The sequence below is a fragment of the Chromobacterium sp. LK1 genome (genome assembly GCF_001043555.1).
Classification (GTDB): domain Bacteria; phylum Pseudomonadota; class Gammaproteobacteria; order Burkholderiales; family Chromobacteriaceae; genus Chromobacterium; species Chromobacterium aquaticum.
Map to the genome: position 1 here is coordinate 15,736 of NZ_LDUI01000025.1, position 24,858 is coordinate 40,593.

Consider the following 24,858-nt stretch of genomic DNA (forward strand, 5'->3'; position numbering starts at 1 on the left):
CCCATTCTTAATTGACTTCCTTGCAGGCCACCAATCCACACACAAACATCGCGAAACCCGCGAACCCCAGGGCCTTGGCCACCAAGAACGGCCACTCCGGCGTGCCGCCATTGCCGCCGGACGCGCCAAAGCCCGCCAGCATCAGTCCCAACCAGGCCACGCCGCCAGCGGCCAGCAAGGCACAAGCCGCGCCGCCATACCATGCTCTCTTGCTCATCACGGTTCTCCTCATCTCACACTTGAATCTTCTTATTGTTCACATCCGCCCCGCCAACAACCCGGCCAGACCCAGCAGCCAGCACAAGCCGGTCGCCAACAGGAAGCCGCGCAGCAAACGGGCCATGCCGCGCTGCCGCGCTTCCAGCGAGCGACCAGCCAAATCGCGGCCAAACAGCCGCGACAAGCTCAAGTCCAGTTCCTCAAGAGTGCCAGCCGAATCCAGCGTCCGCAACAGCGCGGCGTCCAATTGCAAGCGCCAGCCTAGCCAGGCCTGCCATAAAGCGACAGCCGCGCACAGCGGCAGCCACAGCGCCGGCGGCGACGCCAGCGCCACCAAGGCCAACAGCCCCCAGCTGGGCCAGCACAGCCAACGGCTGGAAGCCAGCACCGCGGCGCTCAGCCGCGCCTGAGCGAGCTCGGTCTTCATAACGGTTCCATTCGCGCGCACTGACGCGCCAGCTCCGCGCATTGCGCATCGCTCAACTCCACGCGCTGGCGGCGTTGCCGCAGCAGCGCGCGCGCCTGCTCCACCGTGCTGGCGCGGCCGCTGAGCACCAGCCAGGCCAGCAATACCACGGCGCTGCGGGTCAAGCCCAGCGCGCAATGCACCAGCAGCGGCCCGCGATGGCTGGCCCGCAACTGCTGCAAGGCCAGCGCCGCCTGGCGCAGCTGCGCCGGCGGCGGCAGCAACAGGTCCAACAAGGGCTGACTGTGATAGGCGGCCGCGGCCGGCGCCTGGCGATCGTATTCCGCGGCCAGGTCCAGCACCGCGACGAAGCGCGCGTCGCGCGCCGCTCTGACCGGCCCCAGCCAGACCTCCTCGACCACCTCCTCGGCGCCCGGCAGGCGGCGCAGGAAATAGCCATGCACCAAGCGCGCGGCCAGGCTATAGGGCCACAACAGCACGCGCGCGGCGAAGCGGCGGCGGCCGGCATGCTTTTGCAGCGCGGCCGGCCCCAGCCGCCAATAAGCCAGCGTCAGCACGCCCAAGGCCAATGCCGGCCAGGCCAGCAGCCAGCCCCAGCCGCCCAGCGTCGCCGCCAATGCCAGCAGCAGCGCGGCGCCCACCGCATAACGCGCGCCCAGCCGGCGGCTGCGGCCGGGCTCGGGCGAATGCCAGGCCGGCGTTGCCGGCGCCGGCATCGGCCACAGATAGCAGACCAGCACCGCCAGCGCGAAGCCGGAAGGCACATCCCAGAAATGGTGCTGCCAAGTGGTCAGCACCGACACGCCGATCAAGGCGAACCAGCCATGCAGCAGCCAAAGCCAGCGCGGCGGCGTGTGCTGCCAGTAGCGCAGCCATAACACCAGCAGCAGGCCGATGTGCAGCGATGGCGCCTGGTTGAACGGTTTGTCGAAGCCCATCAGCAGATCGAACATCCGCCCGAACACGCCATCCAGCGGCGGGCGCTCAAAGCCGAAGCGCAGCGGAAACAGCAGGAAGCACAGGCAGGACAACAGTGTGACCGCCAGCAGGCGCTTGGCGTGGACATTGAGCTCGGCGCGGCTGGCGCACAGAAAGAGCGAGACGCCGTAGAGCAGGTCTATGCTCCAGTACGGCACGATGGTCCACGGCCACAGCGGAATGGCGCGCTCCCAGGCCATCGCCACATTGCCCACCCGCTCCGGCGGCAGACCGGCCGCGTAGTGATTGGCCGCGCCGTAGAGCAGAAAAAAACTGGGGCCCAGCAGCAACAGCCACAGACAGGCCAGCCGCCAGGGCCGGCCCGCGCTCATCGCCGCCACCATAGCAGCAGCGCCAATAATGCCAGCGCCAGCAGCCACGGCCAGCGCCGGGGGCGCGGCTCCGCCAACGACGCGACTGCATCGCCGGTATCCGGCCACTCATCTTCGTCCGGATCTTGCTCGCTTTCCCAGACGCGATATTTCTCGCGCCACTCCAGGCTTTTGCTCAGGTCCTTGCCGCGATAGACGCGCTCGGCCAAGGCATCCATCGCCGGCCCCCAGCCCAGCTCGGCCGATTTCAACAGCCAGGACTCGGCCTGGTCCGCCTTGCCGAAGAAGCGGCGATCCAGATAGAGCCGGCCCACGCCGTAGCAGCCCCAGGACGCCACATCGACTTCGGCGGATGCGGCGGTCTGCAGCAGCAGCCCCTCGGCTTCGCGCAGATAATCAGCGGCCCGTTTCGGCTCCTCATCGCTGAGCTTTTCCAGCACGTACGCAACGTGGATAGCACCAGCCTTATGTCCTGCCGCCAGCGCCTGGCGGTAACGGTGCAGACTGCGTTGCAAGTCGGAATCGCCTGCATCGCCAAACAGCCAGGCCTCGCCGGCCGCTTCCGCGCCTTCCGCCGAACCAAGATCGGCGGCCTGCTCGCAAAAGCTGAGGCCTTCGGCCAGATAGCGCTCCTCCTCGTCCACATTCAGCAACACCCAGCCAAAGCCGCTCAACACATGATGCAGCTCCAGCGGCGCGTCGCCGGCATGTTGACGCGCCACGCGCATGCCTTCGTCGAACAACGGCTGTGGCAGCTCCGGGCAGGCGGCCAGGATCACGCCGCTCAATTGCGTGTCGACGCGCAGCGGCTCCGCCGGCGCGCTCACGCCTCGGCCTCGGCCAGCGGCTGCGGCCGTTCCGCCGCGGCATCGGTGCGACGACGCGCCAGGCTGACGCTGAAGATGCCCCATTCGTCGATGCGCTGCTCCAGCTTCTCGAAGCCGGCATCGGCCACCAATTGATCCATCTCCTGCTGGGTGCGGCGGCGCATGATCCAGTCCGCGCCGCCGCGATGGCTGCTCAGCGTGCGCGCGATCAATTCCAGCTGCGGATGCCAGGGCTGGTTGGTGTAGACCAGATAGCCGCCGGACGGCACCGCCTCGGCCAGGCCGGCCAGCGACTGACGAATCGGCTCGTTCTCGGGGAATAGCTCATAGAGGCCGGACACCACCGCCAGCGTCGGCGCCGGCTGCAGCGCCGCCAGGCTGGCGCGATCGAAGGCATTGCCCTGGTCGAAACGCGCCACCGCGTCCAAGCCGCGCTCGGCGATCAGCCGGCGGCCGGCGCCGACATTGATGTCGCTGTAATCGCGCAGTTGCACATGCTCCACCGGCTGACCGGCGATGGCGTCCAGGATGTAGCGGCCATGGCCGGCGGCGATGTCCAGCAGGCGCAGCGGCTGGCCGTCGGCGCGCAGGTGGCCCATCGCCATGGCGATCAGTTCCTCCAGATTCAGCTTGCGCTGGCGTATGCCCTTCCAGCCCACGCTGTCCAGATAGGCGCGGTCGCCCAGGCGGCCCAGCGGGCTGATGCCGGACACCTGGTTGCGGTACACATAGTCCAGGGTGCTGCCGGAATCGAAACCGGTGCGCCAGCCCAGGCGTATGCCCGCCGATAAACGTCCCAGCGTGGCCAGGGTCAGCCGGGTCAGCGCGAACTGCCAGCGCAGCGGCGACAGCCAGGAACGCGGCTGCTGCAGCTGTTGGTATTCCAGCGCGGTGTAGCCGGCGGCGTCGGCGCGGCTCAGGTCCACCGCCGGCGCGCCGGCCTCCACCCGCTGGATGAAGGCGCGGATCTTGTCCAGCGCCGGCGCGCGGTCGCGCTCGCCCAGGGTGTCGTGGTAGAAGCCAGGCAGCAGGTGCATTTCCTTCAGCGGGCTGCCCAAGTGCTGGAAGAATTCGCGCTGCGGCCCCTGGTGCACGACGAAATCCGCGCCCGACATCAGCAACTGGGTCGGCAGCGTGATGGCGCCGGCATCGGCGACGATGCGCTCGGCGGTATCGTACAAGGCCAACAGGATGTTGGAGGAAATCGGCAGGGTGATCAGCGGGTCGCTGTTGTAGGACGCGATGCGTTCCGGATCATGGGTCAGGAAGCGCGCCTTGACGTAGGAATTGACGAAGAAATTGCCGCGCAGCCGCTGCATCAGCCTGAGGCCGGGCCGGGCGAAGGGCACGTAGAGCTTGACCTTGAAAGCCGGCGAGGCCAGCACCAGCGCGCGCACGCGCGGCGCGTAGTCGTGCGCCCAGGTGGCCGCCAGCACCGCGCCCACGCTCTGGGCGATCACCACGATCTCCTCCATCGCCAAGCCATGCCGCTGGCACAGATGGCGGACGAAGCAGTCCAGATCGCGCACCGTGGCGCCCAGGCTAGGGCTGTAGCCGCGCGGACCCTCGTTACGGCCGTGGCCGCGCGCGTCCCAGGCGAACATCGGCGTGTCCGCCAGTTGCAATTCGTCCACCAGGTGCTGCAGGCGGCCGGAATGCTCGTGGCCGCGGTGCAGCAGCACGATGGCACGCGGCCGTGGGCCGGAGCTCAGCGCCGGCCAATGCCGATAAAACAGGGTTTGACCATCAAAGCTGACAAACTGCGATTCTTCGGCTTGGCGCATGCTCAGGCTCCTTTCAAGCCTCCTGCTCCGCCGGCGCGGCGGGCAGCGTTTTTTGCTTCAAATGCAATAGCGATTCGCGGATGCGGTCGCGGAAAGCGGCTTTCTCTTCCAGCCACTGCAGCGGGCGACCGACGGCGATGTCGACGAAGAACGGCACCGGCAGCCACTGGCCGCGTCCCATCGCCCGGCCCAGGCCGTGCAGATAGACCGGCACCACCGGCACATCGGGAAAATCGCGAGTCAGATACCAGATGCCGGACTTGATCTCGGACAACACCTCGGGCTCGCCGCGCGAACCTTCCGGGAACAGGATCAGGATGCGGCCCTGGCGCAGCGCCTCGCGGCAGCCCTCCAGCGGGTCCAGGCCCTTGGCCACGCCGCCGCGCACCACCGGGATGATGCCCACCACCTGGGTGGCGAACCAGGCGAACAGGCGGTTTTTCAGGAAGTAGTCCGCCGCCGCCGCCGGCTGCACCTCGGGGATGCGGCCCAGCGGAAACAGGCTGTACAGCGCCAGGATGTCGAGATGGCTGTTGTGGTTGGCCACCACGATGGCCGGGCCGCGCAGCGGCAGCCGCTCCTGGTGGCGCACCGTCACCCCCAGCCACAGCCGCACCACCGGCCGGGCCAGCAGCAGTACGAACAGAATGCGCAGCAATCGGCTCATCATCGGCTCAGAAGTACAAGTAGTGGACATAGTGGAAGAACAGCGGCGCGGTATAAGTCAGCGAATCCAGCCGGTCCAGCACCCCGCCGTGGCCGGGCAGCAGGCGGCCGGAGTCCTTGACCCCGATGTCGCGCTTCACCGCGGAAATCACGATGTCGCCGATAAAGCCCATCACCCCGATCAGCAGGCCGGCCAGCGCCGCGTGCAGCGGCGAGAACGGCGTCAGCAGCGGCCCCAGCAGCCAGCCCAGCAGGCAGGTGGTCAGCGCGCCGCCGAGGAAACCCTCCAGCGTCTTGTTGGGCGATACCTTGGGCGCCACCTTGCGCCGGCCAAAGGCCTTGCCCCACAGGTATTGCGCCACATCGTTGAGCTGGGTCAGCGCCACCAGGTAGAACAGCAGCATCGCGCCTTGGGCCGGTTCGCCGATATGGGTCAGCTGCGGCAGGGTCAGCACCGCGGCCATGTGGCTCAGGCAGAACACGCAGATCATCAAGCCCCATTGCAGCGAGGCGGCGGCCTTGAGAAAGCCCTGGGTCTCGCCGATCAGCACCATGCGCATCGGCAGGAACAGGAAGATGTAGACCGGAATGAAAATGATGAACATGCCGTACCAGTGGATGCCCAGCCAGTAATACTGCAGCGGGATGCTCAGATAGGCCCAGAACAGCACCACGTGGTCGGCGGTGCGAGTGGCGCACAGCGTCAGGTATTCCTTCAGCGCCAGGAAGCTGATCAGCGCGAACACCACCAGCGCCAGCGGCACATTGCCCAGCAAGGTCAGCGAGAAGCAGGCGACGATCCACCACCAGGTACGGATGCGCAGCTTCAATTCCAGCCAGTTCTTCTGCGGCGAGCGGCTCTCCAGCACGCGGATGGCGACGCTGGCGATCACCAGCAGCGCGAATACGGCGCCCAGCGCCCAGATCAATGCCTGCGGCAACAGCGGTTTAAACATGCTCGCCCTCTTTCAAAATGGACCGCGCCCGATTGACGCAGGTCAGCGCCATCAAGGCGGCGCTCAATCCAAACACCCAGCCGCCCCAGGCCGCCGCCTGCGGCCACAGGCCCAACAGCAGCGCGTAGGCGCCGTACGCAAAGGCGCGGTCGCTCTTGCCCATCGGCCCGTCGTAACGCCGGCTCGCGCCCAAGCTGGGCCCCAGCACGCCGACGAACTCAGTCAGCAGCGCCAGCACCACCGCCAGCGCCACCCAGGCCGGCTGCGCCAGCAGCAGGGCGAAGGGCAGATAGAGCGCGGCGTCGGACACCACGTCGCCCACCTCGTTGAGAATGCCGCCCAGCCGCGACTTTTGGCCGTGCTCGCGCGCCAGCATGCCGTCGATGGCGTTCAGGGCCATGCGCAGGAACAGGAACACCGGCAGCAGCAGCCAGGGCAAGGGCCGCTCCGGCTGGCAAGCCAGCCAGCCGCCGTAGGCGATGGAGGCCAGCATGGCGCCGAGCGTGACGTGGTTGGCGGTGACGCCAAGGGAAACCAGGCCGCGCAGCAAGGGGCGCAGCAGGTCCTGAAAGCGGGATTTGAGTTGGTAAATACTAGGCATGTCGCTTATGCGGACGGCGATGAAAGGGTGCGGCTATCGTGCCCCGTCACTACAGTCGTCAAAAAAAGTTTCAAATCCGACTCCACGCCCGGCAATGGGACGGGGCTTCGGAAAACCGCGATTATGCCGATTGCAGGAAAGGGCGGCAAAGGAAATTGTTTGTCAATCATACCTAAAACAATCACTTCCGTTACCGGATTGGGTCTATTACCCGGCCTGAAAAGCCATAACAAGCATCAGGCCACTCCACCCAAGCGAAAGCCAAGGGAGCGCTCTCCAAGGCCTTGATGCCAGTGTTTCGCCTATCCGCCCAAGGCATTGTTCCAATGATGAAAATCACCAGATCAAAACAAATTGGCATATGGGACTAATTTTTAATAATTTCCAAGAATTTGCAAGATGCCTTAGCATCAGCTCATCGCATGTCATGGGTTTATCCATGGCAGGAAATTTCTCGGAATCACGATGCGCCGGCATCTTCTGAAAACGCGCCGCCACAGGCGCGATCGAAACCCGCGGCGCGTCTTCAGACTAGGGGCATCATCATGAAACACGCCATCGCACTGGCCATCGCCTTGAGCGCCACCGCCACCGCCGCCTGGGCCGACCGCCTGGACGACATCAAGAAAGCCGGCGTGCTGCGTGTCGCCGCCTTCGACAGCAACCCGCCCTTCGGCTTCCTCGACGCCAAGACCCGCCAGATTTCCGGCCTGGACGTGGACGTGGCCCAGCACATCGCCAAGAAACTGGGCGTCAAACTCAGCCTGATTCCCACCAACCCGGCCAACCGCGTGCCGCTGCTGGTGTCCGGCAAGGCCGATCTGGTGGCCGCCAACTTCACCGTCACCGACGAGCGCAAGAAGCAAGTGGCGTTCAGCCTGCCCTACTTCGCCTCCGGCCAGCAGTTCATCGCCCGCAAGGGATCGTTGCAAAAGCCGGAGCAACTGGCCGGCCTGCGCGTGGGCGTGGACAAGGGCACCACCCAGGAAGTGAACCTGCGCGACAAATACCCGAAAACCACCGTGGTGGCCTATGACGACACCCCGCTGGCCTTCACCGCGCTGCGCAACGGCAATGTCCAGGCCATCAGCCAGGACGGCTCCAAGCTGGCCGCCTTGCTGGCCAATGCGCCGGACAAGGCCAAGTTCGAGCTGGCGCCGTTCACTCTGACCCGCGAATACCAGGCCATCGGCCTGCCCAAGGGCGAGACGCGGCTGCTGAAGGCGGTGAACGACAGCCTGCTGGAACTGGAAAAATCCGGCCAGGCCGCCAAGATCTACAATCAGTGGTTCGGCCCGGCCACCAAGGCGCCGCTGCCTAGGGACTTCAAGATCGGCGAAGCCAGCTAAGACCCGCGTTTTCCCATCCGTATCCCCAGCCGCCGGGCACGCCCGGCGGTTTCGCCATTTCAGACGCCGCCGGCGCTGCAAGGCGAAGCGCAATCGCAATACAGGACCGCAAGCAATGAATCCCCCCTCCTGGCTCGGCCATCACTGGCTGGAGCCCCACTACCTGGGCTGGCTACTCAAGGGCGCGCTGCTCACCGGCTGGCTAGCCCTGCTGGTCTGCGCCGCCGCCACCGCGCTCGGCATGCTGCTGACCGCGGCGCTGGAGTCGCGCTGGCGCGCGCTGGGCCGCGGCGCCGGACTCTGGATCAGCCTGCACCGCAACACCCCGCTGATGGTGCAATTGCTGCTGTGGTATTTCGGCGTGGCCGGCCTGCTGCCGGAGGCCGCCATGCTGTGGTTGAACACCCCGCGCAGCCTGCCCTTGCCGGGCGGCCTGGCCTTGCCGTGGCCGTCCTTTGAATTCCTGGCCGCGCTGGTGGGCCTGACGCTATACAGCGCCAGCTTCATCTGCGGCGAACTGCAGGCCGGACTGCGCGGCGTCGCCGCCGGCCAGCGCCAGGCCGCGCGTGCGCTGGGCATGAACGGCTGGCAGGAATTCCGCTGGGTGGTGCTGCCGCAGGCCTGGGCGCTGGCGCGCCGACCGCTGATCGGCCAGTACACCGCGGTGGTGAAGAACACCTCGCTGGCGATGGCCATAGGCGTGGCCGAGCTGTCCTACACCTCGCGTCAAGTGGAAACCGAAACCTTGCTCGCCTTCCAGGCCTTCGCCGTCGCCACCGCAGCCTATCTGCTGCTGGTGCTACTGACCCAGGCACTGAGCCAGCGCGGCGAGCCGGCATGGAGGGCGCCGCGATGATGCCGCCGGTGATTCAGGACAATCTCGATTATCTGCTGTGGGGCAATCTGGCCAACGGCGAGCCCGGCGGCCTGCTGCTGACCCTGGCCATCAGCGCCGCCGCCGGCGTGCTGGCCAGCCTGCTGGGCCTGGCCGGCGGCATCGCCCTGGTGATGGGCGGACCCGGCCCGCGCCGCGCGCTGGGCACGCTGGTGGCACTTCTGCGCGCCATACCGGTGCTGATGCTGATCTTCTGGTGCTATTTCCTGCTGCCCATCCTGTTTGGCGTGGATATCCCCGGCGTGCTCACCGTGGTGCTGGCGCTGGCGCTGATCAACGCCGCCTATCTGAGCCAGTCGGTGCAGGCCGGTATTGCCGCCATCGGCCCCGGCCAATGGGCGGCCGGGCTGTCGCTGGGACTGGACCGCTGGCAGACGCTGCGGTTGATCGTGCTGCCGCAGGCCTTGCGCATGATGCTGCCCTCCTTCGTCAATCAGTGGATCACCCTGATCAAGGACAGCTCGCTGGCCTATGTGGTGGGCGTGGCCGAATTCACCTTCGTCGCCACCCAGGTCAACAACCGCGAACAGGTCTACCCGCTGGAGATTTTCGCCTTCATCGCGCTGGCTTATTTCCTGGTCTGCGGCGGCCTGCAGTTGCTGGGCCGCTGGAGCGACAAGCGCTGGAGCCTGCCGGCCCGGGCCTGAGAACCTGTTCAAAGTCTGCTGCGCTTCGTGAGGCGTAGCACGGTGAGTACGAGCTCAAAATGCTCATGTACTACGTGTACATTCCGCTTTTTCGCTCGTTTTCGCCTTGTCTCGCCCTTGCTCGCGAGACTTTGAACAGGCTCAGAGCCCGGGGAAAACCTTCCCGGGTCTTGAAGCGACCTCATAGCATTGGGCAGCGCACGCGCCGGAGTCCTATAGCGCGGGGCTCCGGCTTTTTGATTCGAGCAGAATGCGTTTCACTTGGAACCGCGGCGAGCAAGCGCTTGATCCGCGTCAAGCCACCTCGCAACAGCCCGTGCGTCTACGGGGGAGCCGGGCGTAGCCTATTTCGGTCTCGGACAATCAGGATAATCATCATGCACTTGTCGCTACGCTTCGCCATCGTTTCCGCCTTCGCCGCCCTGCACCTCAGCCCGCACGCGCACGCCATGCCGGCCGCGCCGGACTACGTCGACGACAGCCAATACCTGTCCGCCGCGCGCCAGCGGGTGCTGCCGCCAGACATCCCCTGGCAGGGGGACAGCCAGCGCTTCGCCGCCAAGGCGGACGACCCATGGGCCACCCCGCTGGAAGCCAGCGGCTTCAAGCACACGCCGGCCTATCTGGAAACCATCGCCTATCTGAACCGGCTGGCCGCCGCCAAGCCGGCGCTGCTCAAGCTCAGCCCGATGGCGGAGAAAACCGACCAGGGCCACGACATGATGATGGCGGTGGTGTCCGCCGCCGCCGACAAATCGCCGCAGGGCCTGCGCGCCAGCGGCAAGCCGCTGATCTATGTGCAAGCCGGCATTCACCCTGGCGAAGCCAATGGCAAGGACGCCGGGCTGATGCTGATCCGCGACCTGCTGATCCGCGACGACGCGCTGCTGTCCAAGGTCAACCTGCTGTTCGTCCCCACTGTCAACGTGGACGGCGACATGCGCTACGGCAAATACGGCCGCATCAACCAGAACGGGCCGGAACAGACCGGCTGGCGCGTCAACGGCCGCAACCTCAACCTGAACCGCGACTTCACCAAGCTGGACAGCCCGGAAATCCGTAATGTGGCGCGCGCGCTCAACGACTACCAGCCGGACTTCTTCATCGACACCCACAGCACCGACGGCGTCAACTACCAGTACGACGTCACTTATTGCAATAACGGCCAGGGCTGGTCGCCCGCGTCCAGCCGCTGGATGGACCAGGTGATGACGCCCGAGGTCTATCGCGAGCTGCGCCGCTACGGCCACGAGCCTAATGTCTGCATCTCGATGAACGACAACGAGAACCCCGACAAGGGCTATTACCCGTATTACAGCGACCTGGCGCGCTTCTCCAACCAGTACGCCGACGCCCGCGGCATCCCCGCCATCCTGGTGGAACTGCACGCGCTCAAGCCCTACAAGCAGCAAGTGCTGGGCAACTACGTGCTCTACCGCGCCATCTTCGACAGCGTGTCCCGCCATTACGACGGCCTGCGCGCCGCCATCGCCAAGGACCGCGCCGCGCGGCCGGACCCGGTGACGCTGACCTGGAAGGAAGCCGAGGGCAAGCCCAAGCTGGTGGACTTCAAGGGCGTCAAGTTCGACAAAGTGCCCTCCCCCATCACCGGCGACAAAATCGTGCGCTGGAGCAATCAGCCGCGCGACTACCGCCTGCCCATCACCCCGCTGACCGTGCCGGACCTGATCGCCGCGCGGCCCAAGGCCTATGTGGTGCCGGCGCAATGGCACGAGGTGATCGCCCGCCTGCGCGCCCACGGCATCCAGCTACGCGAGCTGAGCCGCCCGGAAACCCTGGACGTCACCGTCTACCGGCTGGACGACATCAAGCTGGGCACCCCGTTCGAGCCGGATCGCGAATCCGCCGACAAGATTCCCGGCTACGAAGGCCGCTTGCTGATAGACGGCAAGCCCAGCCCGCTGCAGCGCAAAGTCACCTATCCGGCCGGCTCCGTGATGGTGGACCCGCAACAGCCGCTGGGCACGCTGGCGATGCTGCTACTGGAGCCGAGCAGCCCGGACTCCTTCCTGCACTGGGGCTTCTTCAACGCCAACCTCACCTCGGCGGAAGCGCCGGAAGCCTATGTGATGGAACCGATGGCGCGGCGCATGCTGGCGGAAAGCCCAGCCTTGCGCCAAGCCTTCCAGGCCAGGCTCAAGGACCCCAAGTTCGCCAAGGACCGCAACGCCCGGCTCAACTGGTTCTATGAGCAGACCCCGTTCGCCGACAGCAATCGCTTCCTCTACCCGGTGGGCATCGTGCGCTAAGAGCCTGTTCAAAGTCTGCTGCGCTTCAGCGATACGGCGTTGAAACCGAGCTCAAAATGCTCATGTACCACCTGTACATTCCGCTTTTTCGCTCGTTTTCGCCTTGTCTCGCTCTTGCTCGCGAGACTTTGAACAGGTTCTAAGAACCTGTTTACGATCTGCTGCGCGTCGCGGATGCCTTACACGGTGAGTGCGCCTTCGAAATGCTCATGTACCACGCGTACATTCCGCTTTCTCAGCCGCAACGCCTTGTCTCGCCTTAGCTCGCGAGATCGTAAACAGGTTCTAAACCCTGGAGCGCGCAAGCGGCGGCCGGTTTGTCTACACTAGAAGGATTCAAACCGGCCGTCGCCCTCATGGCGGCCAGGACAATAACTCGCGTCAGGCGGGGCGGGCAGCAGATCGTTTCCATGTTTGCAGCGGCGGACCGGCCTTGGCCGGTCAACAGCCGCAACCAGGAGAAACCCATGCACATCAAGGTCCTCGGCGCCGCCGCCGGCATTGGCCATCCCCATCACACCACCAGCTTCCTGATCGACGACCACACCCTGATAGACTGCGGCACCGGCGTCACCAGCCTGCGCGCCGACGAAATGCTGTCCATCCGCCAAGTGTTGCTCACCCATAGCCACGCCGACCACTGCGGCTGCCTGCCGCTGCTGGCCGATGTCCACGCCAGCCATCGCGGCCCCGGCCTCACGGTCTACAGCCAGCAGGAAACGCTGGACGCGCTGCGCGCCCACCTGTTCAACGGCGAGCTGTGGCCGGACTACACCCGCCAGCCCAGCGCCGAACAACCCTGGCTACGGCTGCAGGCGGTGGAACCCGGCTACGCGCTGCCGCTGGGCGAAGGGCTGGCCACCGCGCTGCCGGCCAATCACAACGTGCCGGCCTTGGGCTGGCTGATAGAAGGCAGCTGGCGCGCGCTGGCCTTCAGCGGCGACAGCGGACCCTGCCCGGCCTTTTGGCAATGGGTGTCCAATGTGCCCTCGCTGACCGATGTGATCTGCGAGCTGACCTATACCGACGAACGCCAGGCCGAGGCCGCGCGCCAGGGCCATATGACGCCGGCCCTGCTGCTGCTCTTCCTGCCGCAACTGCCGGCCAACACCCATCTGTGGATCAGCCATATCGACCCCGGCTGCCGCGAACACATGCTGGAACAGCTGCACTCGGAATACCCCAACGGCCTGCGCGTCTGCCCGCTGCGCGAAGGCATGCTGATCGAACTGTAGCCGCCGGAGGTCCGCGCGATGCAAGGCTATCAACTCTCGTTCTTCACTCAGCAAGGCCACAGTCACGATGGCCAGCCGCTGGCGGAATGGATCGTGCAGCAAGCGCGGCGGCTGGGCATACGCGGCGCCACCTTGTTCGCCGCCAGCGAAGGCTACGGCCGCCACCGCCGGCTGCACTCCGCCCACTTCTTCGACCTGGCGGACCAGCCGGAGGAAGTGACGCTGGCGCTCAGCGCCGACGAGGCCGAACAACTGCTGGCCGCGCTCGCCGCCGCCGGGGTCAGGGTGTTTTACGTGAAAACGCCGGTGGAATTCGGCGTGTTGGGGGAGGAGGAATCGTAAAAGCGAAGCGCCAAGGGACGGCGGATAAAACAAACCCGCCGATGGGCGAGGGAGAAGCTGCGTCGATTCAAGCGCTCAAACGCTCCGGCAGAGGCTGACGCTCTTCCTTCATATGCTCGTACACGTCTTTCACCAGCGCGACGATGCCATGCAAAGCCTTGTCCTGAGTACTGTCAAGGTGCGACAGCAAGGGAAACTCGTCGCAGAGCCCAACATACTCCTCGTCTTCCGACGACCAGACGACCCGGTATGAGTAGTGTCGATAATCCATCTTACGCTCCTTCAATCTTCTCAATCGCTTTCAGCACCTACTTAACCTGATAGGCTTTCGCTTTGCCGTGGCCATTGTCTTGAATATTAACCCCGCCCGGCACACCTGGGATCTTGTAGATATGATGGCTGCCCTTAGAGCCTGTTCAAAGTCTCGCGAGCAAGAGCGAGACAAGGCGAAAACGAGCGAAAAAGCGGAATGTACAAGTGGTACATGAGCATTTTGAGTTCGGTTTCAACGCTGTATCGCCGCAGCGCAGCAGACTTTGAACAGGTTCTTAACCCGCCCTTTGCCGAAAAGGGCATCACACACGGCCACAAGTTCATCAAAACTGATATTACCCGCCGATGTCCTCATTTTCCCTATGGTTTTCTCGACAGTCATCATTGACCTCTGCCAGCCAAGTATAGCTTGATGCTGGCCCCCCCCCTAAACCGTCAAGCCGGCAAGATCATTGAAAAACAATATATTGCCGTCAGCCCATCGACGTCCACGCCTCTTAAAATTGCGGGTGCTCGGTCAACGCCCCACCATGGAGCACAATGAAACAGGGCATGGCCCGCAAGCCATGCCCTGTTCCGCTACGCCGCCGTTTAAGGCTCAGCGCGTCACGTCGAAGCCCGCGTCCTCCACCGCCGCCGCCAACTCCTCCGGCGACACGATCTCGGCGTCGTACACCACCTTGGCCTGCTTGGCCTCCAGGCTGACCTCGGCCTCGCTGACGCCGGCCATGCCGCTGAGCACGCCACTGACGCTTTTCACACAACCCTGGCAGGTCATGCCATCCACTTTCATGATCAATTCGGACATTGCTTTCTCCTGAAAAAATTCAAAACTTCGCTAGCGCCGATGCCGCCTTATTTCCAGCGCCGCAGCAACAGCGAATTACTCACCACCGATACCGAACTCATCGCCATCGCCGCGCCGGCGATCACCGGGTTCAACATGCCCAGCGCCGCCAGCGGTATCCCCATCACGTTGTAGATGAAGGCGAACAGCAGATTCTGCCGGATTTTACGCAGGCTGGCGCGCGACAGCCGGATCGCGTCCACCGCGTGCATCAGATCGCCGTGCATCAGGGTGATGTCGGCGGCCTCGATCGCCACGTCCGAGCCGGCGCCCATCGCCAGGCTGACGTCGGCGGCGGCCAGCGCCGGCGCGTCGTTGACGCCGTCGCCCATCATCGCCACCTTGAAACCCTGCGCCTGCCAGCGCCGCACCTCCGCCGCCTTGTCCTGCGGCTTCACCTCGGCGCGATAATCGCGAATGCCCGCTTCCGCGGCGATGCCGGCGGCGGTGGCCGGGTTGTCGCCGGTCAGCATCGCCACCCGTATGCCCATGGCCTGCAACTGCGCCACAGCCTGGGCCGAACTGGGCCGGATGCGGTCGGCGATGGCCAACAATCCCAGCAACTCCTCCCCGCGCGCCACCGCCACCACGGTGTTGCCCGCCTGCTGCAAGGGCAAGGCGGCGGTTTGCGCCAGCTCGCCCAGCCAGCCGGGCACGCCGGCGCGCACCAGGCCGTGGCCAGCCACCTCCGCCTGCACCCCCTGCCCCACCTGGGCGGCGAAGCCGCTGACCGGCAGCAAGGGCAGGCCCTGCTGTTGCGACTGCTGCAGAATGGCCCGCGCCAGCGGATGTTCCGAGCCGGCCTCCACGCTGGCGGCCAGTTGCAGCACCAGGTCCGCGTCCGCCGCCAAGGGCAGCACTTGTTTCACTTGCGGCTTGCCCTCGGTCAGCGTGCCGGTCTTGTCCACCAACAGCACGCCCACCTGGCTGGCCAGCTCCAGCGCGGTGGCGTTGCGGAACAGAATGCCGCGCCGCGCGCCGTTGCCCACGCCCACCATCACCGCCGTCGGCGTGGCCAGGCCCAAGGCGCACGGGCAGGCGATCACCAGCACCGCCACCGCGTGGATCAGCGCCGCCGACCAATCCTGCAACCACAGCCCGGTAATGATGAAGGTCAACAAGCTGATGCCCACCACCACCGGCACGAACACGCCGGAAATCACGTCCGCCAATTGCTGGATCGGCGCCTTGGAGCCCTGGGCCGCGCTGACCAGACGCACGATCTCGGCCAACTGGGTATCGCCGCCCACGCCGGTGGCGCGCACCTTCAGCATGCCGTCCTGATTGCGGGTGGCGGCGTAAACGCTGTCGCCGACACGCTTGGCCACCGGCAGGCTTTCGCCGGTGAGCATGCTTTCGTCCAGCGCCGCCGCGCCGTCCACCACCTCGCCGTCCACCGGCAAGGTTTCGCCATGGCGCACCACCACCACATCGCCCTGACGCAGCGCGGTCACCGCCACCTCTTCCACCCGGCCGTCCTCGCGCTCCACGCGGGCGGTCTTGGGCGCCAGCCGGATCAACTCCTCTATCGCCGCCGAAGTCTTGCCCTTGGCGCGCGCCTCCAGCAATTTGCCCAACAGCACCAGGGTAATCACCGAGGCGCTGGCCTCGAAATAAACATGCTGGTCTTCCAGCCCCAGCAGCGTCACCGCCGCCGATAGCAGCCAGGCCATGCTGGTGCCCAAGGCCACCAGCACATCCATATTGGCGCCGCCGCCGCGCAACGCCGCCCAGGCGCCCTTGTAGAAGCGCCAGCCAACCACGAACTGCACCGGCGTGGCCAGCGCCAGCTGCCAGTAACGCGGCAGCCAGCCATGATGACCGCCGCTGAACATCGCCACCATTTCAATGACGAAGGGCAGCGTCAGCAAGGCGGAAAACGCGAACCACAGCCGCTCGCGCCGGTAACGGCGCGCATGCTCGGCCGCCAGGGTGTCGTCGCCCGGCCCGGCCTTGGCCGCGGCCTGGTAGCCGGCGCGGCTGACCGCGGCGATCAGCGCCGCCTCGTCGGCCAGTCCGGCCACGTAATCGACGCGGGCGCTCTCGCTGGCGAAGTTGACCTGGGCGGACACGCCCGGCAGCCGATTCAGCACCTTCTCGATGCGGCCGGCGCAGGCGGCGCAAGTCATGCCCTGAATATCCAGCTCCGCCTGCCGGCGCGGCACGGCGAAGCCGGTCTTGGCGATGGTGTCCACCAAGGTTTGCGGCGGGGTTTTGACCGGGTCGAACGAGACCTTGGCCGATTCGCTGGCGAAGTTGACCGCCGCCTCCACCCCATCCAGCCGGTTCAACTGTTTCTCAATCCTGGCGGCGCAGGCCGCGCAACTCATGCCCTCAATCGGCAAATCCACGGTGCTTGCTGTCATGATGACCTCCTGGGTTGAATTATATACCCCCATAGGGTATAAATGGCAAACCCTATTTCGCGATTGTCGCCGCGTCGGGCTTTACCGCGCCGGCGGCCGCGTGGTAACAAGAAAGGCTGAGAACCCTTGCAGGAAAACGCTATGCCCCTGAAGCGCTACGGCGACGATTGCGCCCTGATCGTGGTGGACGTGCAAAACAGTTTTTGTCCCGGCGGCGAACTGGCGGTGGCCGACGGCGATCAAATCGTGCCGCTGATCAACCACATGATGCAGTTCTTCAACCGGGTGATCCTGACCCAGGACTGGCACCCGGCCAAACATGTGTCCTTCGCCAGCCAGCATGCCGGCACTCAGCCCTTCGACAGCATCCAACTGCCCTATGGCGAACAGACGCTGTGGCCGGATCATTGCGTGGCCGGCAGCCATGGCGCGGCCTTCCACCCGGAACTGGACACCAGCCTGGCTCAATTGATCATCCGCAAGGGCTGCAACCCGGCGCTGGACAGCTATTCCGCCTTTGTCGAAGCGGATCGCCAAACCCCCACCGGCCTGGCCGGCTACCTGGCCGAGCGCGGCGTCAAGCGGGTATGGCTGGCCGGACTCGCCACCGACTACTGCGTGGCCTGGAGCGCGCTGGACGCGCGCGCCGCCGGCCTGGAAACCACGGTGGTGGACGACGCCTGCCGCGGCATCAATCTGAACGGCTCGCTCAGCAGCGCCTGGGCGCAGATGCTGGCCGCCGGCGTGCAGAGGCTGCGCTCGGACGAGGTGTAACAAGCGGTTCAATGTCTGCTGCGCAGCGGTGGGGTTGTTTAAATCACCTTGTCTCGTCTAGCTCGCGAGACGTTGAACAGGCTTTAGGCAAGCCCGGCGCTGGCAGGCGCCTGGAAACAAAAACACTTAGGAGAAAAAGAATGAAGCTATTCAAAAACGCCCGCCTCTGGCTCGCCGCCGGCCTGCTGCTGGCCGGGCTGGCGCGCGCGGACGCACCGCTGGTGCTGATGACCGACTTTGGCCTCAAGGATGGCGCGGTGTCGGCAATGCGCGGCGTCGCCTACTCGGTGGACCCCAAGCTGACGCTGTCCGACCTCACCCACGAAATCCCCGATTACGACATCTGGAGCGGCGCCTACCGGCTGTACCAGACCGCCAACTACTGGCCCAAGGGCACGGTGTTCGTATCGGTGGTGGACCCTGGCGTCGGCACCGAGCGCCAATCCGTGGTACTGAAAACCCGGGACGGCCGCTACTTCGTCAATCCCAACAACGGCCTGCTGACCTTGATCGCCGAGCGCGACGGCGTGGCCGAGCTGCGCCGCATCGACGAAAAAACCAACCGCCTGCAAGGTTCGGCCGCGTCCTACACCTTCCACGGCCGCGATGTCTACGCCTACACCGGCGCGCGGCTGGCCGCCGGCAAGATCCGTTTCGAGGAAGTGGGCCCACCGCTGCCGGCGTCCGCCGTGGTCAAGCTGCCGTATCAGCGCGCGGAAGCCGCCAATGGACGGCTCAAGGGCATGATTCCGGTGCTGGACCCGCAATACGGCAATGTGTGGACCAATATCCCCAAAGCCCTGTTCGAAGCCCAGGGCTTCCGCCCCGGCGACGCGGTGAAAGTGCGCATCTTCAAGCAGGGCAAGCCGGTGGACGAGGTGGTGGCGCCGTATCGCCACACCTTTGGCGAAGTGGCCAGCGGCCAGCCATTGGTCTATCTGAACAGCCTGCTGGACGTGTCGCTGGCATTGAATAGGGACAACTACGCTGCCAAGCGCGGCATTGGCTCCGGGCCGGAATGGTCGGTGGAACTGAGCCGGCCCTAGAGTCCGCTAGCGCTATTCAAAATCAAACAGCAGGGTGGCATTGCCTTGGAACGCGCCCGGCTCCGGGCGCGGCTGCATCTTCACCGGCCAGGCCAACAGATCGAACTGCGCTTTCAGACTCGAGTAGTCCAACGCGATCGGGATCAACTGATTCGACGCTGGCGTGGAACCGGGGCGGCTGGGCGGAACCAGCTTGCCGCCACTCTCCATCGCTATCGCAATACCGCCATGCGAGGTTTTCAGATAGCGCGCATCCTGGCCATAAGGGCGTCCCTCCAGCGCCAGGCTGACTTTGACCTTGGCCGACACATTGCTGCACTGAATCTGGAAATTGCGCTTTACCACGCCTTGCCTGCCCGCGCCCGGACTGGCCAGCTGCGCCGGGCTCAGCGCGCCGAAATCAATGGAGGTCTGCTGACCGGCCGCCAACTGACAACGCGGCGGCACCACCACGTTCACGCTCATGAACAAGCTCATGATGGGTCGTACCGACATCGGTTTCGGCGAGGTCATGTTGCCGTATAAATCCAGCACTTTGAACTCCGGCACGCTGACGCTGCCGGTAAAAGGGCTGTTGATGAACAGATGCAGCCGGCCCCGGCGGGCGGTTGTCAGCGGCACCCGTATAGTGGCATCGATGGCACCACCAACGACGGAACAGCGACTACTCGTGGTGGTCAGATTATCCACCCCTTCCCAAGGCGTGGCCCTGAACGCTTGCACACCTTCGCCAAGATAGAGTTCCGTGCCCACCTGTAAATTACGGTTGATTTCATAAAACTGGATAACCGCGCCGTTGATGGTTCTGCTCACGCCCTTGTTCAGCGTGGTCTTGGTGCTGAAAAAGACATTGCTGCGATACTCTTGCCCTGGTACGAGGCAATCACAATTAACATTGTAATGGCCTCCGGTATTCCAGCTATGGGCATCGGCCAACACACTGCCACCAACATTGCCTTCCGTGGAATCCAGGGTTTTGTTGAATGCAAAGCCCACTCTTTCCGCACTGTTTTCCGGCTCACAAAAGCCGGCTTCCGCTGTCGCGCAAAACAATAACGCCAGCAAGGCGGCCACAAGGCTCCGCGCATATTGCATTTCTTATATTCCAATCCAAATTAGGCGGCCCATCGAAATGGCCACAGCCTATTCGTTCTTATTCAAAATCAAACTTCAAGGTAGCACTGCCCTGAAACGCGCCCGGCTGCGGACGCGGCCGCATTTTCACCGGCCAGGCGGACAAATCGAATTGCGCTTTTTGGCTTTGGTAATCCAGCGTGATCGGGATCAATTGATTCGCTATCGGTATGGCGCCCAGCAAAGTCGGCGCCACCAACTTGCCGCCGCTCTCCATAGCCACCGCGACATCCTGATGCGTGGTTTCCAGGTAACGCGGGGCCTGGCCATGCGGCCGTCCCTCCAGCGCCAGATTGATCTTGACCCCGGCGGAGATATTGCTGCACTGGATCTGAAAATTCCGATTCACCACCTTTTGTCCCGCCGCGCCGGGACTAACCAGTTGCGAAGGCATGAGGGAGCCAAAATCGATGCTGGTCTGCTGACCCGGCACCAGCTTGCAGTTCTGCGGCACCGTTACGTTCATGCTCATATACAAACCCATTATGGATTTAGTGGCCGCCGGCTTCGGGTCCGACCTCACCGCGTAAAGATCCAACACTTTGAACTCTGGCACCGCCAGAGTCCCGACAAACGGATAACTGATCAGCAGATGTACACGACCTTTGCTACCCGTCCCGAAATGGATCGGGCTCACGAAGCCATTCCTACACGGCTCGGAGCCCTGATTGCCATTATTCAAATCTACCCATGGGGTGGGCATAAATCCTTTCCCCCCAACAATAAAGATCTCCGTGGCCACCTGCAGGTTACGATTGATCTCATAAAACTGCACTGACCTCCCATCAACGACCCTAATCTCTCGCGCGATAAGCGAGGTTTTCGTCGTAAAAAACGTGTCGCTGCGCGATGAAGTTCCCGTACACGCGCACCGCCCTGGGTAATACGTCCCCAAATCCCACGTGTACGCATTCGGAAACACCATACCTATCGCGTTGTCCTCCGGCTTGGTGAAGGTTTTGTCAAACAGGACACTGAATTTTTGCGCAGCCTCCACCGGCTCACATGGCCCCGCCCCGGCCATACCACTTAACAACAGCGTCAATAAAGCAGTAGCAACACCACTCCAATGCCACATAACCGACTCCTTTAGTTTGAATCCCGCAACGACCTTGCTAGACCACACATGCAATGGGCCGAGCTCACGGATAAGACACGACAAAAGTGGCCGTCGCCGCAAACGCGCCCGGCTGGATAGGCGCGGCGGTGGTGCGCACATAGTGTGCGTTCAGATCCAGCGTCAGCACCGGATTGCCGCTGCTGGCGGTGCCCAGCGCAATGCTGCGGCTGCCGTCGCTGCTGCTGGACGGGCCGAAATACACATCGGTCTGCTGATTCCGCCGCTGACGCACGCCCAGACCCCCTTGGCGCTGCCGACTGCCGACTGCGCCGGCATTATTCGGCCGCAGCGTATGGCTGGTATTTTCGGGCGTACCCGCGTCGGTGAAGTTGATGGACGGCTTGGCATTGATCGCGCGTTCCTCCAGCCGGATGCGCAGCGGCACGCTGTCCTGGGACACCGCGTCCTTTTGGTCCAGCCCGGATACCTTGATCGCGTCCATGGACACACGCAGCTGCCTGGAGTCCAGCGCCAGCTTGCAGCTGGGGGCGGGCAGCGGTGGAAGCGTGTCGCCGGACCAGTTGTCGTAGATAAAGTGATAAACCCCCTTGGGGTAAGCCACGTCTCCTGTCTGAACTGACTGATTGCAGATTGCAACCTTTGGACACGTTCTGACTGGCGCCATTGCCGGTGCCGCGAGCATAAATACTGAAAGGCGTGCTCAGGTAGCCACCCCCGCCACCTTGGTATTTTGCCGGGTCGGTCAAGACAAACTCCTGGACAAATAATGCCTGCTGCGTGTACTTCCCCACCTTGCCAGGGTAATCCTCATACTCGCTCCAGGTATTGATGTCGCTGTTGCTTGAACCAATCAAGCGGCCATCGAGACCGCTATCGGCATGACACCAGCGCACCCCCAGTCCAGAGGCAAGCCTCACAGTATTGAAATTATTAGGGTCTGGAGCATCTGCCCACCCCGCCCCCATGCGCATCCGGTCACCATTGATTTTAGTCACCACCTCATAGCCGATCGAGAACAGATACAGCCGCTTATGCAACACATCGCCGGCTTTGGAAGCGCTGGTCGGTGGCAGGCCGGGAATTTCGCTCACTTTACTAATCACCGCCTCGTCATCACAGCTTTTGATCTTGGCCTGCACCGGCTGGCTGATACACAGCAGCAGCAACAACAAACTGCCATAGCGTTTCCAATCCATGCTCAGCCCCTCAGTTGCAGTTCAGGCGGCGGCGCTGGTAGTACTGGCCGGCCTTGGCCGGCGGCAGCCGGTAATCGGCCACGCACTGGCCGCCGCGCCATGCCACCGTCAGCCGGCCAGTCTCCTGCTTCAGCAGCGCCAGCACCTTGCCATTGGGATCAACGATGCCCAAGGGCTTGCCGTCTTCGCCGCTGACGCTGGCGCCAAACGGCACGCTGCCGCCATCCGGCCGCAGCAGGGTGAACTGCGCGCGCACCCCGCGCCTAGCCTTGAACACGCCCTTGACCACCGCGCCGCGCCGCGGCACCACCTGCTTGACGGTGTCTTCCAGCTCCGCGTCCGCGCCCAATTGCCGCGTGTCCAGGTTCAAGGTATTGACGCGATAAGGCTGCGCATACGGCTGCACCAGATAGCCATTGCGCCCCAGCTTGCCGCCGTCTCCGGCGCGTAGTTCGGTCCCGGACAAGCCGTCCACCTGCATCAGCGCGAAGGTGTCGCCCACCGTGCGGCTCAGGTTGACGCCGCCGCCATGGACCACGATGGCGCCGGACGCGCCCACGCTGCCGGATTGATACTGACGCGCCGCGTTGTAGGCCGCGCTCAGCTGTACAAAGTCCGCGCTGTGGTTGACGCTGAGGCCGGCGGTGCTGCTGCCGTCGCGGCTGCTATGCCCGGCCTGCAGCGAATACGAGGTGTTCTCGCCCATATAGCCGTTGACGCCGGCTTGTAGCAAAGCGCCGCTGCCGGTGGTATGGCTCAGGTTGGAGTACAACCGCGGCGAGCGCGGCTTGTCGCCCAGCGGCACCGAGAAGGTCAGCATCGCCTGGGTGCTGCTGACGCCGCCGGGGCGGCTGTCGCGGCTCCGGCTCAGCGTGAAGTTGTAGCCCAGCCGCTTCCAGCTATTGCCATAGCCCAGGCCCACGCTGCCGGTGCCGCCGCTCTGGCCCCAATAGCTTTGCTGACTCAGGTTCAGGTACAGGCTGCCAAAGCGCCGCTCGCGGCCCAGGTCCTGCTGGGTGGTCAGATCGATGCGCGAGCGGCTGCGGCCAAACTTCGCCTGGCTGTTGCCGGCCAGGTCGCTGGCGTGGTCGTTGAAGCTGCGGTAGCCGGCGGTGGAGTAGCGATAGGCGGCCAGCGTCAGATTGGTCAGCGTGCGGGTAAAGGTTCTGGCGTAGAGCAGGCGCACACTCTGGCCCTGCCGCCGTTCTCCCTGGGCGCGGCTGACGGACTGGGTGACATCCAGCGATAGCGCGCCCAGCGGCGTATTGGTGCCCACGCCCAGGTTCAGCGCCTGAAAATCAGCGCTGAACTGCAGGCCGCCGGCCACGGTGCTGTCGTCGCCGATGCCGTAAACCACGGTGCCGGCGGCAAAGCTGGGACGCACATCCTGGCCGCCCTGGTATTCGCCGATGGCGGCGCTGTACTGCCAGCGCCCCTTGCGCAACATCAGCGGCAGGCTGGAAAACGCCTGCTGCGTCACCCGCTTGCTGCCGTCGGCCTCGGTGACGGTGATTTCCAGGTCGCCGTTGGAGCCGGAGGGGAAGATATCGGTCAGTTCGAACGGCCCCGGCGGCACATTGGCGCGGTAGAGGGTATAGCCGTTCTGGCGCACTTCCACCACCGCATTGCTCTGCGCCTGGCCGCGGATCACCGGCGCGTAACCGCGTTCGCTGTCCGGCAGCATGCCGTCGTCGCTGGACAGTTGCGCGCCGCGGAAGCGCAGGCTGTCGAACAGCGTGGGATCGGTGTATTGCTCGCCCAGCGCCAGCTGGCTTTTCCAGGCGGTGATGTCGCGCTGCAGCACGTTGCGGTTGCTGCGCGCGTCCATGGACTGGCCATCGGCCCAGCTCAGCGTGGAGTCGTTGCGCAAGCGCCAGGCGCCCAGATTGATGCCGTTCTGCAAGCCCAGGAAGGCGCTGCGGTTGGTGCTGCCGCCCACGCCGCTGTTGCGGCTCTCGCTGGCGTTGAACTGGTAATTGACGTAGGCGGCGGCCACGCCCTCGTCCCACAAGGCCGGGTCGATATAGCCCCGCGCGCTGCGGCTCAGAAAGGCTTGCGGAATGCTCAGCTTCAATTGCAGCCGGGTGGAGTCGTAATCCACCGCCGCCTGCGGCATCAACGCGACCAGATCCAGACAGGCCGGATCGTCCTCCGCCAGCGGCGGGGTCAGGCTCTGCAATTGCACGCCGGCGGCTTGCAGCAAGGCGGCGTCCACGCAGGGCGTCACCCTGCCGCTGACGGGGTCTTGCACGAACACCACATCGCGGCGTCCGCTCAGGCTGTCGTTGACCAGCACGTCCACGCGATAACTGCCGGGCAGCAAGGCGTTGCCGCCGCTCAGCACCGCGCTCAAGTCCGCCGGCCGGCCGGCGCCGTTGATGAAGTTGGTGTTGAAGGCCAGCAGGGTCGGCGCGGTCGGCGCCGTCCCCTCTTCCGCCCGCGACCACTCCGCCAGCGCCAGCAAGATCAGCAGGCAGCCGGGTTTCAGGGCGGAGCGGCGCCGCGGCAAGGCGTGACAAGACAGGCTATCGGAACGTAGGCGCATGGCGGGGCTTACTCAAGCAGAACGAAGACAAGTCCATCCGGAGATGAATCGGCGGCGGCCGGCTTGCA

Annotated in this window: 24 protein-coding genes; 9 read left to right on the forward strand and 15 right to left on the reverse strand. The window is 64.6% G+C overall.

All coding sequences use genetic code 11. The features are described 5' to 3' along the window. Window positions 1–7 precede the first annotated feature (7 nt). From VI26_RS11390 to VI26_RS11425, 8 genes are read right to left on the reverse strand one after another with little or no spacing between them, the layout of a single operon-like run. On the reverse strand, window positions 8–217 hold the full coding sequence (locus tag VI26_RS11390; RefSeq protein ID WP_048409874.1) for a hypothetical protein: 210 nt from the start codon (window positions 215–217) through the stop codon (window positions 8–10). 39 nt (window positions 218–256) lie between these two features. After that, window positions 257–646: a hypothetical protein gene (locus VI26_RS11395; RefSeq protein WP_048409875.1), complete on the reverse strand. Its 390-nt coding sequence runs from the start codon at window positions 644–646 to the stop codon at window positions 257–259. Beyond that, the gene (locus VI26_RS11400; RefSeq protein ID WP_048409940.1) at window positions 643–1,956 is read right to left on the reverse strand and encodes a phosphatase PAP2/dual specificity phosphatase family protein; all 1,314 of its coding nucleotides are present in this window, start codon (window positions 1,954–1,956) and stop codon (window positions 643–645) included. The genes VI26_RS11395 and VI26_RS11400 overlap by 4 nt, the downstream gene beginning before the upstream one ends. Beyond that, window positions 1,953–2,783, reverse strand: a complete 831-nt coding sequence (locus tag VI26_RS11405) for a hypothetical protein (protein ID WP_048409876.1) — start codon at window positions 2,781–2,783, stop codon at window positions 1,953–1,955. Before VI26_RS11405 ends, VI26_RS11400 begins: the two co-directional genes overlap by 4 nt. Beyond that, window positions 2,780–4,567: a bifunctional alpha/beta hydrolase/class I SAM-dependent methyltransferase gene (locus VI26_RS11410; RefSeq protein WP_048409877.1), complete on the reverse strand. Its 1,788-nt coding sequence runs from the start codon at window positions 4,565–4,567 to the stop codon at window positions 2,780–2,782. The genes VI26_RS11405 and VI26_RS11410 overlap by 4 nt, the downstream gene beginning before the upstream one ends. A 13-nt stretch (window positions 4,568–4,580) precedes the next feature. After that, window positions 4,581–5,234, reverse strand: a complete 654-nt coding sequence (locus VI26_RS11415; protein WP_048409878.1) for a lysophospholipid acyltransferase family protein — start codon at window positions 5,232–5,234, stop codon at window positions 4,581–4,583. Between the two features lie 7 nt (window positions 5,235–5,241). Then, entirely contained in the window at window positions 5,242–6,189 is a 948-nt protein-coding gene (locus tag VI26_RS11420; protein WP_107732795.1) for a phosphatidate cytidylyltransferase, read from the reverse strand. After that, the gene (locus VI26_RS11425; protein ID WP_048409879.1) at window positions 6,182–6,790 is read right to left on the reverse strand and encodes a CDP-alcohol phosphatidyltransferase family protein; all 609 of its coding nucleotides are present in this window, start codon (window positions 6,788–6,790) and stop codon (window positions 6,182–6,184) included. The genes VI26_RS11420 and VI26_RS11425 overlap by 8 nt, the downstream gene beginning before the upstream one ends. A 545-nt stretch (window positions 6,791–7,335) precedes the next feature. Between VI26_RS11425 and VI26_RS11430 the strand changes: the two genes are divergently transcribed. The 6 genes from VI26_RS11430 (at window position 7,336) to VI26_RS11455 (ending at window position 13,528) form a co-directional block, all read left to right on the forward strand. Further along, window positions 7,336–8,139 carry an ABC transporter substrate-binding protein gene (locus VI26_RS11430; RefSeq protein WP_048409880.1) on the forward strand — a complete coding sequence of 268 codons (804 nt, stop codon included), beginning with the start codon at window positions 7,336–7,338 and terminating at the stop codon, window positions 8,137–8,139. 115 nt (window positions 8,140–8,254) lie between these two features. Continuing rightward, window positions 8,255–8,995: an amino acid ABC transporter permease gene (locus VI26_RS11435; protein ID WP_048409881.1), complete on the forward strand. Its 741-nt coding sequence runs from the start codon at window positions 8,255–8,257 to the stop codon at window positions 8,993–8,995. Beyond that, on the forward strand, window positions 8,992–9,681 hold the full coding sequence (locus tag VI26_RS11440; RefSeq protein ID WP_048409941.1) for an amino acid ABC transporter permease: 690 nt from the start codon (window positions 8,992–8,994) through the stop codon (window positions 9,679–9,681). The genes VI26_RS11435 and VI26_RS11440 overlap by 4 nt, the downstream gene beginning before the upstream one ends. Window positions 9,682–10,058: 377 nt before the next feature. Next, window positions 10,059–11,951: a M14 family metallopeptidase gene (locus VI26_RS11445; RefSeq protein ID WP_048409882.1), complete on the forward strand. Its 1,893-nt coding sequence runs from the start codon at window positions 10,059–10,061 to the stop codon at window positions 11,949–11,951. Between the two features lie 467 nt (window positions 11,952–12,418). Next, window positions 12,419–13,186 carry a 3',5'-cyclic-nucleotide phosphodiesterase gene (locus VI26_RS11450; protein WP_048409883.1) on the forward strand — a complete coding sequence of 256 codons (768 nt, stop codon included), beginning with the start codon at window positions 12,419–12,421 and terminating at the stop codon, window positions 13,184–13,186. 18 nt (window positions 13,187–13,204) lie between these two features. Beyond that, window positions 13,205–13,528 carry a DUF190 domain-containing protein gene (locus tag VI26_RS11455; RefSeq protein ID WP_048409884.1) on the forward strand — a complete coding sequence of 108 codons (324 nt, stop codon included), beginning with the start codon at window positions 13,205–13,207 and terminating at the stop codon, window positions 13,526–13,528. A 67-nt stretch (window positions 13,529–13,595) separates the two neighbouring features. On the opposite strand, the gene VI26_RS24515 is transcribed toward VI26_RS11455, so the two are convergent. Further along, entirely contained in the window at window positions 13,596–13,799 is a 204-nt protein-coding gene (locus VI26_RS24515) for a hypothetical protein (protein WP_048409942.1), read from the reverse strand. A 213-nt stretch (window positions 13,800–14,012) separates the two neighbouring features. Here VI26_RS24515 and VI26_RS24520 point away from each other — a divergent pair, with 213 nt between their 5' ends. Further along, on the forward strand, window positions 14,013–14,189 hold the full coding sequence (locus VI26_RS24520) for a hypothetical protein (protein WP_156183846.1): 177 nt from the start codon (window positions 14,013–14,015) through the stop codon (window positions 14,187–14,189). Window positions 14,190–14,399: 210 nt separating this feature from the next. Here VI26_RS24520 and VI26_RS11465 read toward each other — a convergent pair whose 3' ends face one another. Beyond that, window positions 14,400–14,609, reverse strand: coding sequence for a heavy-metal-associated domain-containing protein (locus VI26_RS11465; RefSeq protein ID WP_019102750.1), 210 nt, complete (start codon window positions 14,607–14,609; stop codon window positions 14,400–14,402). 47 nt (window positions 14,610–14,656) lie between these two features. Next, window positions 14,657–17,014 carry a heavy metal translocating P-type ATPase gene (locus VI26_RS11470; RefSeq protein ID WP_048409885.1) on the reverse strand — a complete coding sequence of 786 codons (2,358 nt, stop codon included), beginning with the start codon at window positions 17,012–17,014 and terminating at the stop codon, window positions 14,657–14,659. Between the two features lie 141 nt (window positions 17,015–17,155). Here VI26_RS11470 and pncA point away from each other — a divergent pair, with 141 nt between their 5' ends. Further along, window positions 17,156–17,788 (forward strand): bifunctional nicotinamidase/pyrazinamidase, encoded by a 633-nt coding sequence (pncA, locus tag VI26_RS11475; protein ID WP_048409886.1) that lies wholly within the window; start codon window positions 17,156–17,158, stop codon window positions 17,786–17,788. 140 nt (window positions 17,789–17,928) lie between these two features. Then, window positions 17,929–18,834, forward strand: a complete 906-nt coding sequence (locus tag VI26_RS11480) for an S-adenosyl-l-methionine hydroxide adenosyltransferase family protein (RefSeq protein ID WP_048409887.1) — start codon at window positions 17,929–17,931, stop codon at window positions 18,832–18,834. A gap of 12 nt (window positions 18,835–18,846) precedes the next feature. On the opposite strand, the gene VI26_RS23865 is transcribed toward VI26_RS11480, so the two are convergent. From VI26_RS23865 to VI26_RS11500, 4 genes are all read right to left on the reverse strand, one after another. Continuing rightward, on the reverse strand, window positions 18,847–19,929 hold the full coding sequence (locus VI26_RS23865) for a fimbrial protein (protein ID WP_082151014.1): 1,083 nt from the start codon (window positions 19,927–19,929) through the stop codon (window positions 18,847–18,849). A 58-nt stretch (window positions 19,930–19,987) separates the two neighbouring features. Next, a complete protein-coding gene (locus VI26_RS23870; RefSeq protein ID WP_197081443.1) occupies window positions 19,988–21,046 on the reverse strand; it encodes a fimbrial protein in 1,059 nt (352 codons plus the stop codon). 64 nt (window positions 21,047–21,110) lie between these two features. Further along, entirely contained in the window at window positions 21,111–21,650 is a 540-nt protein-coding gene (locus VI26_RS11495; protein WP_048409890.1) for a fimbrial protein, read from the reverse strand. Window positions 21,651–22,255: 605 nt separating this feature from the next. Next, on the reverse strand, window positions 22,256–24,790 hold the full coding sequence (locus tag VI26_RS11500) for a fimbria/pilus outer membrane usher protein (protein WP_082151017.1): 2,535 nt from the start codon (window positions 24,788–24,790) through the stop codon (window positions 22,256–22,258). Window positions 24,791–24,858: the final 68 nt, after the last annotated feature.

Coding starts and splice junctions, on each gene's coding strand:
- VI26_RS11420 (WP_107732795.1), bottom strand. CDS start 6,189: ATGTTTAAACCGCTGTTGCCGCAGGCATTGATCTGGGCGCTGGGCGCC.
- VI26_RS11435 (WP_048409881.1), top strand. CDS start 8,255: ATGAATCCCCCCTCCTGGCTCGGCCATCACTGGCTGGAGCCCCACTAC.
- VI26_RS11415 (WP_048409878.1), bottom strand. CDS start 5,234: ATGAGCCGATTGCTGCGCATTCTGTTCGTACTGCTGCTGGCCCGGCCG.
- VI26_RS11455 (WP_048409884.1), top strand. CDS start 13,205: ATGCAAGGCTATCAACTCTCGTTCTTCACTCAGCAAGGCCACAGTCAC.
- VI26_RS11445 (WP_048409882.1), top strand. CDS start 10,059: ATGCACTTGTCGCTACGCTTCGCCATCGTTTCCGCCTTCGCCGCCCTG.
- VI26_RS11410 (WP_048409877.1), bottom strand. CDS start 4,567: ATGCGCCAAGCCGAAGAATCGCAGTTTGTCAGCTTTGATGGTCAAACC.
- VI26_RS11465 (WP_019102750.1), bottom strand. CDS start 14,609: ATGTCCGAATTGATCATGAAAGTGGATGGCATGACCTGCCAGGGTTGT.
- VI26_RS11450 (WP_048409883.1), top strand. CDS start 12,419: ATGCACATCAAGGTCCTCGGCGCCGCCGCCGGCATTGGCCATCCCCAT.
- VI26_RS11395 (WP_048409875.1), bottom strand. CDS start 646: ATGAAGACCGAGCTCGCTCAGGCGCGGCTGAGCGCCGCGGTGCTGGCT.
- pncA (WP_048409886.1), top strand. CDS start 17,156: ATGCCCCTGAAGCGCTACGGCGACGATTGCGCCCTGATCGTGGTGGAC.
- VI26_RS23865 (WP_082151014.1), bottom strand. CDS start 19,929: ATGCAATATGCGCGGAGCCTTGTGGCCGCCTTGCTGGCGTTATTGTTT.
- VI26_RS11400 (WP_048409940.1), bottom strand. CDS start 1,956: ATGAGCGCGGGCCGGCCCTGGCGGCTGGCCTGTCTGTGGCTGTTGCTG.
- VI26_RS11390 (WP_048409874.1), bottom strand. CDS start 217: ATGAGCAAGAGAGCATGGTATGGCGGCGCGGCTTGTGCCTTGCTGGCC.
- VI26_RS11430 (WP_048409880.1), top strand. CDS start 7,336: ATGAAACACGCCATCGCACTGGCCATCGCCTTGAGCGCCACCGCCACC.
- VI26_RS11500 (WP_082151017.1), bottom strand. CDS start 24,790: ATGCGCCTACGTTCCGATAGCCTGTCTTGTCACGCCTTGCCGCGGCGC.
- VI26_RS24515 (WP_048409942.1), bottom strand. CDS start 13,799: ATGGATTATCGACACTACTCATACCGGGTCGTCTGGTCGTCGGAAGAC.
- VI26_RS11425 (WP_048409879.1), bottom strand. CDS start 6,790: ATGCCTAGTATTTACCAACTCAAATCCCGCTTTCAGGACCTGCTGCGC.
- VI26_RS11440 (WP_048409941.1), top strand. CDS start 8,992: ATGATGCCGCCGGTGATTCAGGACAATCTCGATTATCTGCTGTGGGGC.
- VI26_RS11480 (WP_048409887.1), top strand. CDS start 17,929: ATGAAGCTATTCAAAAACGCCCGCCTCTGGCTCGCCGCCGGCCTGCTG.
- VI26_RS11470 (WP_048409885.1), bottom strand. CDS start 17,014: ATGACAGCAAGCACCGTGGATTTGCCGATTGAGGGCATGAGTTGCGCG.
- VI26_RS23870 (WP_197081443.1), bottom strand. CDS start 21,046: ATGTGGCATTGGAGTGGTGTTGCTACTGCTTTATTGACGCTGTTGTTA.
- VI26_RS24520 (WP_156183846.1), top strand. CDS start 14,013: ATGAGCATTTTGAGTTCGGTTTCAACGCTGTATCGCCGCAGCGCAGCA.